The sequence below is a fragment of the Clostridium guangxiense genome (genome assembly GCF_021043395.1).
Taxonomy (GTDB): domain Bacteria; phylum Bacillota; class Clostridia; order Clostridiales; family Clostridiaceae; genus Clostridium_S; species Clostridium_S guangxiense.
Window position 1 is genome coordinate 87,680 of record NZ_JAJNKE010000002.1, and the last position, 14,290, is coordinate 101,969.

At 29.3% G+C, this 14,290-nt stretch carries 11 protein-coding genes; 7 read left to right on the forward strand and 4 right to left on the reverse strand.

The window, feature by feature from the left end; translation table 11 throughout:
- Nucleotides 1-221: 221 nt before the first annotated feature.
- The 3 genes from LQK79_RS02310 to LQK79_RS02320 form a co-directional block, all read right to left on the reverse strand.
- Entirely contained in the window at nt 222-1,730 is a 1,509-nt protein-coding gene (locus LQK79_RS02310; protein ID WP_231015370.1) for a HAMP domain-containing sensor histidine kinase, read from the reverse strand.
- Nucleotides 1,720-2,421: a response regulator transcription factor gene (locus LQK79_RS02315; RefSeq protein WP_053241154.1), complete on the reverse strand. Its 702-nt coding sequence runs from the start codon at nt 2,419-2,421 to the stop codon at nt 1,720-1,722. Before LQK79_RS02315 ends, LQK79_RS02310 begins: the two co-directional genes overlap by 11 nt.
- A gap of 252 nt (nt 2,422-2,673) precedes the next feature.
- Nucleotides 2,674-3,657: a cache domain-containing protein gene (locus LQK79_RS02320; RefSeq protein ID WP_231015372.1), complete on the reverse strand. Its 984-nt coding sequence runs from the start codon at nt 3,655-3,657 to the stop codon at nt 2,674-2,676.
- 192 nt (nt 3,658-3,849) lie between these two features.
- Here LQK79_RS02320 and LQK79_RS02325 point away from each other — a divergent pair, with 192 nt between their 5' ends.
- The 7 genes from LQK79_RS02325 to LQK79_RS21035 all read left to right on the forward strand — a co-directional run bounded on the left by LQK79_RS02325 (nt 3,850) and on the right by LQK79_RS21035 (nt 12,479).
- Nucleotides 3,850-5,241: an ABC transporter substrate-binding protein gene (locus LQK79_RS02325; protein WP_157055653.1), complete on the forward strand. Its 1,392-nt coding sequence runs from the start codon at nt 3,850-3,852 to the stop codon at nt 5,239-5,241.
- 74 nt (nt 5,242-5,315) lie between these two features.
- Nucleotides 5,316-6,254: a carbohydrate ABC transporter permease gene (locus LQK79_RS02330; protein ID WP_053241156.1), complete on the forward strand. Its 939-nt coding sequence runs from the start codon at nt 5,316-5,318 to the stop codon at nt 6,252-6,254.
- A 14-nt stretch (nt 6,255-6,268) separates the two neighbouring features.
- Nucleotides 6,269-7,150 (forward strand): carbohydrate ABC transporter permease, encoded by an 882-nt coding sequence (locus LQK79_RS02335; protein WP_231015373.1) that lies wholly within the window; start codon nt 6,269-6,271, stop codon nt 7,148-7,150.
- A 98-nt stretch (nt 7,151-7,248) separates the two neighbouring features.
- A complete protein-coding gene (locus LQK79_RS02340; RefSeq protein ID WP_231015374.1) occupies nt 7,249-9,543 on the forward strand; it encodes a glycoside hydrolase family 65 protein in 2,295 nt (764 codons plus the stop codon).
- A gap of 11 nt (nt 9,544-9,554) precedes the next feature.
- Nucleotides 9,555-11,831: a glycosyl hydrolase family 65 protein gene (locus LQK79_RS02345; protein ID WP_231015375.1), complete on the forward strand. Its 2,277-nt coding sequence runs from the start codon at nt 9,555-9,557 to the stop codon at nt 11,829-11,831.
- A 19-nt stretch (nt 11,832-11,850) separates the two neighbouring features.
- On the forward strand, nt 11,851-12,099 hold the full coding sequence (locus LQK79_RS21030; RefSeq protein ID WP_331000624.1) for an HAD hydrolase-like protein: 249 nt from the start codon (nt 11,851-11,853) through the stop codon (nt 12,097-12,099).
- A 14-nt stretch (nt 12,100-12,113) separates the two neighbouring features.
- Nucleotides 12,114-12,479 carry an HAD family hydrolase gene (locus tag LQK79_RS21035; RefSeq protein ID WP_331000625.1) on the forward strand — a complete coding sequence of 122 codons (366 nt, stop codon included), beginning with the start codon at nt 12,114-12,116 and terminating at the stop codon, nt 12,477-12,479.
- 58 nt (nt 12,480-12,537) lie between these two features.
- On the opposite strand, the gene LQK79_RS02355 is transcribed toward LQK79_RS21035, so the two are convergent.
- Complete coding sequence (locus tag LQK79_RS02355; protein WP_084756854.1) at nt 12,538-14,277, reverse strand: cache domain-containing sensor histidine kinase; 1,740 nt, start codon at nt 14,275-14,277, stop codon at nt 12,538-12,540.
- Nucleotides 14,278-14,290: the final 13 nt, after the last annotated feature.

Here is a 14,290-nt window from a genome sequence, read left to right on the forward strand (position 1 = left end):
ATAAAAAAATGTTGATTAAAATTCAAATTAGTAATATAATAACTTTGTGAGTGATTTACATACCTAGTCTTGTCTAGGAGATTATATCCCATATTTCTTTTATCATGTTATCATACCTGGCATTGGCCGGGAGACTATATATCATATAATACCATTAAAAATGCTTCCAAAGTGCAATCAATGATTACATTTTGGAAGCATTTTTTATTTATATTAAATTATCATATAGTTTGTAGTTCTACAAAAAAGCTTATTTTATTTTCTTCGCAGCTAGCGTTTATTTTTCCGCCATGAAGATCAACTATACTTTTTGCAATTGCAAGCCCAAGACCGCTTCCACCAGTTGAAGTTGAACGGGATTTTTCAATTCTATAAAATCTTTCGAATATTTTTTCTAGGTCGTTGTGGTTAATGTGATTTCCTTCATTTTGGATACAAAATACAGCATAAATATCTTCTCTGTAAAGTTTTATAGTTATTTCACCTGGTTTTACACTATACTTTATTGCATTAGTAATTAGGTTTTCAAATACTCTTAATATTTTATTGGTGTCTACATCTACAATTAATTTTTCTTTTGAAATTTCTTTTACTAGCTTTAGATTATTTTCATCAAATATAGGAATCATTTCTTCTATAAGCTGTTCTATAAATTCATTTAATGCAACACATTCCCTGCGAAGCTTTATATTTTCGTTTGTAAGTTTTGTATATTCGAATAAATCTTCAATAAGTATTTTCAATTTTTCTGATTTATTATAGGCTATATTTAAGTATTCCTCCATTTGAGATTGATTTTCATATTTTTTATTTTTTATTAGACCAAGATATCCCATAATGGAAGTAAGAGGTGTTCTTAAGTCATGCGATACATTAGTTATAAGCTCACTTTTAGCCTTTTCAGCATTTCTTTCCCTTTCAATCTTAGAATTAACCTCACAAGCCATGTAATTTATGTTAGTTGATAATTTTGAAAGCTCATCATGGCCTTTGGCATTTACTCTATAGTTTAAATTTCCTTTGGATATTTCAATCAAGCCACTGGATATTTCCTCTATATATTTCATCTTTTTTCTAGTGAATAAAAGAAATAATACTATAAAGGATATTATTCCTAAAATTATGGATAATAAGCCATCACTGGAGTGACTGTATACAATGACACCTTGAGGAATACCATTTACTATTAAAAATCCCTTTTTATCCTTTAAATTAACAGGATAGAATGAATAAAATTCCTTGTTATAAGCATTAGAAGTATATTTACGATTGGTAGAATCGTATTCCTCTAAAAATTTGTTGGTGGAATTCTTAATGACATCATATAAGTTTATCTTTTTTAAAAAGGAATAGGGCTTAGAATTAATAATTACATTTCCCTGTAAATCTGTTATTACTGCGTTTAAATGAGAATCCTCATATAGGTCATCCATAACATTTTGTATATTAGATGAGGAGCTATTTTTACTATAAATATTATTGAGTTTATCTGCGGCTTTTTTTGTGGCATTATCTATTTTTCTAATTCCATAAGTGTACTCTATGCTTGCATTTTTTTTAGCGGAAATTGAATTTAAAATTCCGTTAAATAAAAATCCAATTACTATAGATAAAAAAAATGAAAGTACAAATACAAAAATAAGTTCCAGCCTTAAACTTCTTCTTGCAATACTCCACAACTTTATAACTGGGCTTAAGAGGACTTTTAATGGTGGAAAGTTAATTTTCAATTTTATAGCCTACCCCCCAAACAGTTTTTATATATATCGGCTTTCGTGGATTTTGCTCTGTTTTTTCACGAATTTTTCTTATATGAACCATTACTGTATTTTCAGATTCCATAAAGGATTCCTTCCACACGATTTCATAAATTTTTTCTATACTGAATACTATGCCTCTATTTTCGGCTAAAAGTCTTAAAATATCAAATTCCCTAGGGGTAAGTTTTATATCTTTATTACCTACTTTGACCTCATGAGTATTGACATTTATTATTAAGTCATCAACCTCGATGAAACCATTTTTACTATCTGGTTTTTTGAATTCATTAAGTTTTAAATAACGTCTTAATTGAGACTTAACTCTTGCAACAAGTTCAAGTGGATTAAATGGTTTCGTAATATAGTCATCAGCTCCTGTTGTTAATCCCATTATCTTATCTATATCTTCGCTTTTAGCTGAAAGCATAATTATAGGGGTGTTTTTTTCTTCACGTATTTTCATGCAGGTTTCAATACCATCCATTTTAGGCATCATAATATCAAGCAATATTAAATCAATATTATCATTATTTAAAATATTAAGTGCTTCTATGCCATTTTCTGCCTTTAAGGTTTTATATCCTTCATTTTTTAAATATATATCAATTAAGTCTCTAATTTCTTTTTCGTCATCCACAATAAGAATTGTTTCTTTTTCCATGCGATAAATCTCTCCTAATCAAATTTGAAAACAGGTTTTGTAACTGTTTCAACTAATAATATAGCACATAATATGTCTAAAAGCACATGTTGCTTCAAGAATAATGTTGAGAGTATTATTAATATACTTATAGAGTATGTTAATAATTTTATATATTTGTTTTGCAGATTTAATTCTGTTATAGATTTCATTATTATATAACATCACAATAAATGAAAATTTCTTTACATTTTTAAGTCGGTATAATTTAGATTAATTAAAATAACTTTTCTTCATTTTATTATAAAGTTTAATTAATGGTTTACATATACTATTTGAAATTGCATTTCCCATTAAGAAAGCTAAAGCGATTATTATTAAATTAATTATTAACAATAATATAAGTAAATTTTTTAGTTTATTATATAATAATGTTAGTGGAATAGCTAAAATTGCTTTGTTGTTGTAAAATAAATTATCATATAGCAATAAAAATTTATTCTTATAATCGATCCAATACTTTGGGTTTGATTTCAATGAAATTTCTTTTTTTAGATAATTATCGAGATAATCTTCATTTCTATGAGAAAGTATCTTAATTGTATCAATAGATATGTATATTCTAGAATTATTTATAAAACCACTATTATTATCTAGAAATAGGCTGTATAAATAATTTGGATCTATATCAATACAAAGAAAACCTAACATTTTTTTATTTTTATCAAATATCTTTGTCATAAATGTAATTACACCAAGTTTTTCATCATAAATGTTTCGGTTGTAATATTCTGCTGTATAGTTATCCCGGATGAACCAAAATGAATTTTTTTTGCTTGAAATAAAATTGTTTATATCCTTATTATACCTTAGCACAGTTAGAGAAGGGTAATATGATACACTTTCTGATAAATATTCATTTCCATAAGAATTGATTAGAACAACCCCTAGTATTCCTGAATAAGAGTTTTTGGGCAAATTTAATACAGAAGTAATATCTGTATTGTAATCATTAGTTCTTAAAACCTCTAAAACTGTGTTGTTTTCCATCAATAAATTTGAGGATTCTTGAATAAGCTTCATATGCGTGGAAACGTTATCAATACTTTGAGAAAAACTATTTGAAGCTAATGATATGAAATTATTTGTTATAAAAAACTTTAATGCTATATACGAAGTGATGCTAATTATAATGGAACTTATGACTAATATTAGCATAATAGTGCCCTCAATTTTAAGTTTCAAATGCTTAAACATAGAATTATCCCCCTACATATCTTAATAATTAAATTATAATAATTTTATTATAGATTACAAATATCTATGCTAAAAGAAAAACAATTTAGTAAACGTTTTAACAGCATTGTATACTTTTATACTAATTATACCTATGATAACATTAAAATATCAAATCCGGATTTTGAAAAAATGAAGTTGGGGGAGACTTTAATGAAAAAGAGAATTTTAAGTTTACTTATGTGTTCTATTGTTATTGCAACTACTTTTGCAGGATGTGGAAGTACTAGTAGTGATAAAATTAATGGACATAAACAAGTCACAATAAATGTTGGTATGTGGCCACAGGATAATGATAAGGCAGGGCAAGCGCTATGGAAGGGTTATCAAGCTAAGATGAAGAAAAAGTACCCTTATATAACTTTAAAACCAGATAGATATGAATTTTCTCCAGATACTTTTATGCCAAAAGCAGCCAGTGGACAGCTACCTACGGTATATTATGCATACTATACTGAAGCAAATAAAATTATGTCTGCAAATTATGCAGCAGATATAACAAAATATGTTCATGAATATGGATATGATAAAGCATTAAATCCTACTATTTCGAAAATATATCAAAGTAATGGAAAGTATTATGGACTTCCTTATGATGGTTATGCTTTAGGCTTGTATATGAATATGAATTTGTTCAAAAAGGCAGGACTAGTAGATAGTAATGGGCTTCCTAAATATCCTAAAAGTTTTGATGAATTAGCTCAAGATGCAGTAATAATAAAGCATAAAACAGGTAAAGCAGGTATGTTCATTCCTACAAAAGACCATGTAGGAGGATGGCAGTTTGTTCAATTAGCATGGAATTTTGGAGCACAATTTGAAAAGAAAGTGAATGGAAAATGGGTGAATGGAATTAATAGCCCAGAAACAGTTGCAGCTCTTCAATACGTAAAGGATTTAAAATGGAAATACGATGTATTATTACCTAGTACATTATTAGGTTGGGATGATTGGATTAAAAATTTTGGAACTGACCAAGTGGGAATGGTAATGGCTGCTCCAGATGCAATTATCAATCCTGTAAATGATTATAAGATGAGTAAAGATGCTATAGCTATGGCATCAATACCTTCTGGATCAAGTGGACAATATTCATTACTTGGAGGAGATGCATATCTAGTTGCACCTAATGCTACAGCTGATCAAATTGATGCTGTATTTAAGCTTTTTCAAGTAATGGGATATACACCAAAGGCAGATACAGAATCACTTTCTGGTTTGGAATCAGATTTAAAGTCAAAAGCAAGTGTTAATGAACCTACTGGTCTTCCAGGTTTACCAGTTTGGGTTAACAAAGATAGAGTAGATGCTCAAAATAACTTATACAAAAAATATAGAAATGTAAATTATGATTTGTTTAAACCTTATTACGATAGTGCATTTAATAATGTTAAAGTTGAAGAACCATATAATACACAAGATTTGTACGGAGTTTTAGATTCTTGTTTACAGGTTGTTTTAACAAATAAAAATGCAGATCCAAAATCAGTTCTTGATAAAGCAGCTAATGATTTTCAGACAAGATTTCTTGATAAGGTAAAATAATTATTTTAAAAGGAATAAAGTAGTGTATACTTTGTTCCTTTTAAACAGGATTAAATTTGAAAAGAGGTGCGTAAATGAATAATACTCAAGTTGTTAATTCTAAACTTAGTATTCACCAAAATACACTTAAAAATAAATTGAAAAAAATTATAAGTAAAAACATTGTAGGTTGGTTAATTTTATTACCTAGTGTAGTACTATTTGCTTTTTATATATGGGAACCTCTTGTTTATGGAATCAAATTGTCTTTTTTTGAAACTAGAGGTTATAATGCAGTTAATTTTATAGGACTTCGAAACTATCTTGATATTTTCAGTGATTCTATATTTAAAAAAGCTGTAATGAATACCGTTTCTTACACTCTATGGTCATTATTGATTGGATATTTAATACCAATTATTGTAGCAATAATACTAAATGAAGTTATACATTTTAAAGGCTTTTTTAGATTTGCTGTTTATTTTCCTAATATGGTTCCAGGAGTTGCAAATCTTTTATTGTGGGGCTTTTTATTTGACCCAAGCCAAGGAGGATTACTTAATGCAGTATTGAGTGCATTGAAACTTCCACAATCACAATGGCTTCAAAATCCTCATCTTACTATACCACTTCTTGTAGTTACAATGACTTGGAAGTCATTTGGTGCAACTGCTCTTGTATATTTAGCAAGTTTGCAGGATGTTAATCAGGAGTTATATGAAGCAGCAACATTAGATGGAGCAGGTATATGGGCGAGAATAAGGTATGTAACAATACCATGTATAAGTAATATAGCAAAGTTACTATTAATGATGCAGATAATTGCAGTCTTTCAAGTTTTGTATGAACCAATGGTAATGACAGGTGGAGGACCTAATAATGCATCCATTTCTCTTATGGAATTAAACTATAATTATGCTTTTATAGATGTTGCAGTTGGAAAAGCAGCCGCTGTTGGAGCAACAGTGGGATTAATCTTAATTGTGCTTACGATTATATATCTTAGATTAAATAAAGAAAGTGAAACTGCATAGAAAGGGTGGATAGTATGTTTAAATCGAGGAAAAAGGATTTTGGAATTATAAATTATCAAGATCTCAAGAGTATTAAGGGTAAAATATTATACTATAGTATGTTAGCTTTGTGCATTTTAATTGCATTTATATGTATTGTTCCTATTTTATGGGTTATGCTTTCAAGTTTGAAGGATATAAAAGAATTTGTATCTATACCGCCGACAATCATTCCAAGAAGCTTTCATCCTGAAAAGATAGCTAATATATGGCACGATTTAAATTTTGGAAAGTATTATCTAAATTCATTAATATCAGTTAGCGGAAGTATACTATGTTCTGTAATATTTAATGGATTTGCAGGATTTGTAATTTCTGTATTAAAGCCTAAAGGGAGTAGAGTTATATTTTATCTCATACTTGGAAGTTTGATGGTTCCTGCAACAACAAACTTAGTACCTATTTTTAAAAATATTGTAGGAGTTCATCTTACAAATTCTTTTATACCACTATGGCTTAGTTTCGGAGCTAACGCTTTCAATGTACTTTTATATAAGAGTTTTTTTGATGGTATACCTCGATCATTAATTGAAGCTGCGAGACTTGATGGTTGCAATGATTTTCAGATCTTTTATAAATTAATACTACCATTAAGTAAGGCCGTAAATATGGTGGTAATAATATTTTCTTTAAATGCGGCTTGGTCAGATTTTTTGTTACCAATGTTAGTGCTAAAAGATACAGATAAATACACTGTAATGCTAAAGATATACTATATGTCTACTGGAAATAACGCTTTTTCAGTGGATTATAGATTACTTGCTTTAGGATTTTCAATAATACCACCAGCTATACTTTTTATCTTCTTCCAAAAGTATATTACAAAAGGACTTGCACTATCTGGAATAAAAGGTTAGTTTTAAGTTTTATTTCATTATTCATGCTACAAGTGGCATAGATAAAATTAATGCGGGTATATGTTAAAAAAATGCTTTATATAGAAAGGAAGTTTAAAGTGGGTAAAATTGCAGATAAATATATTAAAATTGATAAATGGAAAATCATTGAGGACGGATTTAATGCTTATAACGGAATGGTATCGGAATCCATATTTTCGTTAGGAAATGAATATATGGGTGTTAGAGGATATTTTGATGAAGGATATAGTGGGGAAAAGCTTATTGGCAGTTATTTGAATGGAATAATTGAAAAGGATGAGATAAAGCTGTCAAATAGCTATAAAGGCATGGTAAAAAACAAAACTTATATGGTTAATACTGTAGACTGGCTTTATACAAGGATTTCTATAGATGGGGAAGAATTAGATTTAAGTAGAAGTAACATAAGAGAATTTAAAAGAATTCTCGATATGAAACAGGGTATACTTACTCGAGAATTTATTTGGGATACATCAAAAGGGAAAAGTATTAAAATTACTTTCGAAAGATTTGTAAGTATGGTTGAGTCTAAGTTAGGTTGCCAAAAAATTGTTTTTGAACCTTTAAATTTTTCAGGGAATATTGAAGTAGAAAGTGGACTTGACTTTTCAAGATGGCATCAAGCTGAGAAGAAAAATCTATGGGCATGTCCTAAAAAAGGAAAAGAAAAAAATATTATAGCGATTTTAGGAGAAACATTAAAGAGTAAACAGAAAGTGTTGTCGGCTTTTGAGCTTAAGGGAGTACCAGAAGAAATAGTTAGATATTTTATGGAAGAAAAATTTGTAGGAGTAAAATTTTCACTTTTTTTAGATAAAAGTAAAAAAAGAAGGTTAGAAAAAATTGTAGTTAATTATGCAGAAAAAAATATAAGCAAAACTATTGAAGAAGTATGGAAAGACGGAATGGCTGTAGCTAAGAAATTATGTAGTATTGAATATGAAAAGGCATTTGGGCAGCAAAGAGATTATTGGGAGAGTGTATGGAAAAGTTCTGATATAGTCATTGAAGGCGATGAGGAAAATCAGCAGGGCATAAGATATTGCATTTTTCAACTTTATCAGACTTATCATGGGGAGGACTCTCGTTTTAATATTGGAGCAAAGGGGTTAACAGGAGAGGCATATAGTGGAAATACCTTCTGGGATACTGAGACATATTGTTTACCTTTTTATATATTTAACAATCCAAGGGCAGCAAAGAATTTAATTGAATTTAGATACAAGACACTACCAGAAGCCAGAAAAAGAGCTGCTGAACTTGATTGTGAAGGAGCATTTTATCCTATTGCAACTAATGATGGAAGCGAAACTTGTGGATTATGGCAGCATGCTAGTCTTCAATTACAAGCAAGTACCGGAGTGGCATATGCTATATGGCATTATGATAAGCTAATAGAGGATAAGAAATTTTTGTATACAAAAGGTATAGAAATGCTTATAGAAATTAGTAGAATGCTTGCAAGTAGAGGGCAGTGGGGGCAGAAAAATAATAAATTTGGATATTTTGCAGTAATGGGACCAGATGAGTTTCAAATGATGGTTAATAATAATTTTTATACCAATATAATGGGAAAGAAGACATTAGCTTATACACTAGAAGTTCTAATAGAAATGACATTAAAAGCGCCTCAACAGCTAAATGAAATAGAAAAAAAGTTGAAACTGTGTTCACAAGAATTGGAAGACTGGAAGCTAAAGGAAGAAAATATGTATATACCATATGATGAAAAAACAGGAATATACGAGCAGCACGATGGATATTTTGATTTGCCACATATTAATATTCATTCAATTCCGGTTGAGCAATTTCCACTTTATCATAGTTGGTCATATGACAGAATATATAGAAATGATATGATAAAGCAACCAGATGTGTTGATGTATATGTTTTTGCATAATCAAGAATTTTCTTTTGAGACTAAGAAAATAAATTATGAATATTATGAACCAAGAACTATACATGAATCTTCATTATCTCCATCAATTCACTCTATATTAGCTTCTGAATTAAAGAAATACGGCGAAGCTTTTGAATTTTTTAAATTTGCAACTAGAATGGATCTTGATAACTACAATAGAAACACAAATGAAGGTCTTCACACTACATCGATAGCAGCGGCATGGATGAATATAGTTTATGGTTTTGGTGGAATGAGATCTGATGGAAAAATATTGGCATTTAAACCGTCAATACCAGATACTTGGAAATCATATAGTTTTAATTTGCTATACAAAGGTACATTGTTGCATTTTAAAATAGATAATAAATTTGTTACCGTTTACAGGATTAACGGCCCAGTAGTTAAAGTTAATATTTATGATGAAGACTATTTATTAGATAGTAATGAAGTTAAGATTGCCTTACAATAAAACTTTTGGAGGTGAGAAAAATAAGCTGGATAATTAAAGATGAGAATTTTGATAAAAGTAGGATTGAATTCAATGGCAATAAGTATATGCTTGGAAATGGATATATAGGTTATCGTGGAACTATGGAAGAATACTCAAAAGAAGGGCTGACTGCCTGTGTTCTACCATCAGTGTATGATAAGGTTGAAGGAAAATGGAGAGAGCCAGTTAATCTACCTAATGGTTTTTTTCTAAAGCTATACTGTGACGGGGAACCTCTGAGTGTACTTTCCAGTAAGATAGAACAGCATGAGCAGGGTATAGATGTAAGAAATGCAGTTCATTTTAGAAAAACTATCTTTCAGACTAAAACTGGGAAAAAAGTACAATTATTGATTGAAAGATTTTTAAGTTCAGATAATGTGCATATAATGTGCATGAAATGCAGCTTTATTTGTAAAGAAGATTCGAAGATTATAATTCAAATAGGATTTGATGATAATATATGGGACTTGAATGGTCCACATCTTAGGAAAGTGAAAGTAGATAAAAAGGATGAAATATTAATATTAGAGACAGTTACGAAAGAACTCGGTGTAAATATATTTGAAGGAGAAGCAATAAAATGCGATTTTCAATTTATTGAATATACTGATGAAGCAAATACATTAAGAGAACTTGAGGTAAACGCGAAAGCTGGAAAAGAATATGAGCTTACTAGATATATTTCGATATATTCAAGTAAAGATTGCTATAACCCAGAAGAAAAAGTTATTAAAACCTGTTCAGATGTCTTAAAAGATGGATATGATAAGCTTTATGAAATTCATTCTCAAATATGGAATAATAAATGGGAGGCTTCAGACGTAAAGCTTACAGGAGACGATGAGGCTCAACTAGCTTTAAGATACAGTATTTATCAGCTTTTATCAATTGCGCCTACCCATTCTGATAAAGTATCTATACCTGCTAGAGGACTTTCAGGGCAAGTGTATAAGGGAGCTGTATTTTGGGATACAGAGATGTTTATGCTACCTTTTTTTAATGCTACAAACCCAAAGATCGCAAGAAATCTTTTAATGTATAGATATTATACACTGGATGGTGCAAGGAGAAAAGCAAGTGAATATGGATATAGAGGAGCATTTTATGCATGGGAGAGTCAGGACACAGGTGATGACGCATGTACGTTGTTTAATGTTGCAGATGTGTTTACAGGAAGACCAATGAGAACATATTTTAGAGATAAACAAATCCATATTAGTGCTGATGTTGTCTATGGAATATGGGAGTACTATAAGCATACTGGAGATTTTAGTATATTTATTGATGGTGGCGCAGAAGTAATATTAGAATGTGCTAGATTTTTTTATTCTTATGCATACTATAAACCAGAAAAAAGAAGATATGAACTGTTAGATGTTACTGGTCCAGATGAGTATCATGAGAGAGTAGGCAATAATGCATTTACAAATGTAATGGTTAAACATACGCTTGAAATTGCAATTTCAGTTTTAGAGCTTTTATCCAATAAGAAAAAGGAATTTTTTGATAAGCTGATCATAAAGCTGAATTATTTCAAAGATATTGAAAATATAAAAAACATGAATGAAGCTTTGTATATTCCAAAACCAGATGCTGAAACTGATTTAATTGAACAGTTTGATGGATACTTTAAACTTGAAGATTTGAGTTTAGACAAGCTAAAGTCAAGAATGTTAAATAAAAATGAATATCTTGGTGGAGGTAATGGAATTGCCACAACCACTAGGATATTAAAACAAGCAGATGTTGTTACTATGCTAAATTTATTTAAAGATAATTATTCTTCAGAAGTGAAAAAAGCAAACTGGGAGTATTATGAAAAAAGAACCGAACATGGTTCAACTTTAAGTGCCTGCATGTATGGCATGCTTGCAGCCAATTTAGAAAAAACTCAATGCGCATATAATTATTTTATTAAAACAGCTTTTGTCGATTTAAATGGCAATGCAAAACAGTATGTAGGAAACTTGTATATTGGTGGAACACATCCTGCAGCCAATGGTGGGGCTTGGATGGATGTAGTATATGGTTTTTCAGGTATAACGATTGATGAGAATAAAATATCCATTAATCCACATCTCCCTTTAAAGTGGCAGGAGGTTAATTTTAAATTAGTATACAAAGGAATTAAATTTAATATTAAAATAACAAAAAATACTATTATTATAGATTGTGTTGGAAAAGAGCCTAAAAAGATTTTGGTCAATATTAAAAATGAAGACGTTTATATTAAAGCTGGAGATACTATTGAAGTTTCATATTAACTATAAATGGAGTGATTTTATGATAGAAAGTATTAAGGGAGCAATATTTGATTTAGATGGAGTAATAGTTGATACTGCAAAATATCATTATATTGCATGGAAAAAACTCGCTTGTGAGCTTGGTTTTGAATTTACAGAAAAAGATAATGAAAGATTAAAAGGTGTAAGCAGAATGAGATCTTTAGATATACTTCTGGATATTGGTAATATAAGTTTAGATAAATACGAAAAGGAAAAGCTTGCGGATAAAAAAATAGATGGTATGTAGAATATATTAAAGCTATGGATGAATCGGAGATATTGCCAGGAGTTAAGGAGTTTCTATATAAACTTAAGTCTAGTGGAGTAAAAATAGCATTAGGTTCTGCTAGCAAGAATGCCCCAATTATACTTCAAAATTTAAATATTACAAATTTATTTGATGTAATTGTGGACGGAAATCAAGTCTCAAAAGCTAAACCTGATCCTGAAGTATTTCTGCTGTGTGCAAGAAAACTTAAATTAGATCCAATTGACTGTGTTGTTTTTGAGGATGCAAAAGCTGGAATTGAGGCTGCAAAAAGAGCTGGCATGAAAGCTATTGGAATTGGTACTAAAGAAAATTTACCTAATGCTGATAAGGTTGTTGAAGGTTTATATGTACTTTAATAAGAAAAATGAGGAGCTTGGCATTTATTGCAATAGCTCCCTTTTAAGTCATAAAACATTAAATTAATCCTAATTTTATTTTTACACAGGTCCCGTTACCAACAATGCTTTGTATGCTTATACCGCAATCTTTTCCGTATTCAAGTTTTATTCTTTCATCAACATTTTTAATTCCATATCCACTAAATTTATTATTATTCTTATTTTGAGTAAGTGCTTCTGAAATGTTAAAGCCTATACCATCATCTATTACTTCCAGCAGCATATAATTATCTTGTTTTTTTCCTGTCACTAGAATATGACCTTTTTCATCTTTAGGTCCAAGACCATGTTTTATAGCATTTTCAACTATAGGTTGAAGAGTTATTTTTAATATTTTATTATCAAGTATATCTTCATCAACATTGAAATCTATATCAAATTTATCTGGAAAACGAATTAATTCAATTATTACATAACTTTTTATTAATTCTATTTCTTCCTTGAGGCTTATGAATTTATCACCTTTATGAAGACTTATTCTGAAAAATTGTGCTAGGGCAAGAACTAGAGATTCTATGTCTTTTTGCTTTTTCATTTTTGCAATCCACCCTATGGCATCTAAAGTGTTATATAAAAAATGTGGATTGATTTGTGCTTGAAGAGCTGTTAGCTCTAGTTTTCTTTGCTTTTCTTTTTCCTCATTATTTTTTCCTATTAAATTACTTATTCTTGAGGTCATTTCATTGTAGCATTTTTCAAGTTCCCATATTTCATCTTGAGGTTGTCGGTATAATGACGGATTTATTGTATTATCTTCTCCAAAGTTTTTAAGTTTATTCTTTAGTAGCCTTATTGGGTTAACGATTCGAGAAGAAATGCTTATGGAAATAAATATCGTAACTATAGATATTATTAGTACAATAATGATAATATAAGTATTAATTTTTTTGACTATACTAAATAGCTTGTCTTTATTTATGATACTTACAATTTTCCAGTAACAATTTAATCTACTAATCTTATCATCAAAATTACTAATTGTTATTATAGCAGGTTTACCATTAATTGTTTCTGAATCATGTGTGAAGTCAGAAGTTGTCCTAAAGATATTATCATCGAATATTTTATCTCCAATCTTTGATTTATCATTATCAGATATTATGTAGTTATTATTTGATATTAAGAAAGAATAACCACCATATGGAGTTTTTTTGTTATAGATATCATTAATAACACTTTCGCGTATATAAAGAATAAGACATCCTATATCCTGACCGGTTAGAAAATTTCTATATCTATTTCCTTCTAAAAGATATGCATTTCCATCAGCATCTTTTTTTATAGCTCCCCAAGCTATAGTTCCTTTAGTATTTCTAATTTTGTTTATATAATTTTCATCTGGCTTTTCTATAGTATCTTTTGGATAATTTATATTAAATTGTTCACCGTTATTAGTTATAATATAAATTTGAGCAATAATTTGTTTGTTAATTGACATACTATTAAAAATAGTATTAAGATTATTTTCTTTTTCCCTGTGAGATAAATTATTATCTTGCAATAAACTATAGATATCATCATTTGATAATAATCTAATATTTGTTGAATTTACTTTGTCTAAGGTGTACTCAAGGTCTACACCTATTTCTCTTTGAGTGAGTTCTAAATAGCTAAAAAGTTGGCTTTTTATAAGGTATTCAGAAAATTTACCTGAAGCATAAAGTAGAATGCTTGAAAACAGGATTATTCCTATTAGCAGGGATGCCATTAATCTAAATTTAATACTAAATTTTCTTAAAGCTTTAATATACATCATTTATCACCATATA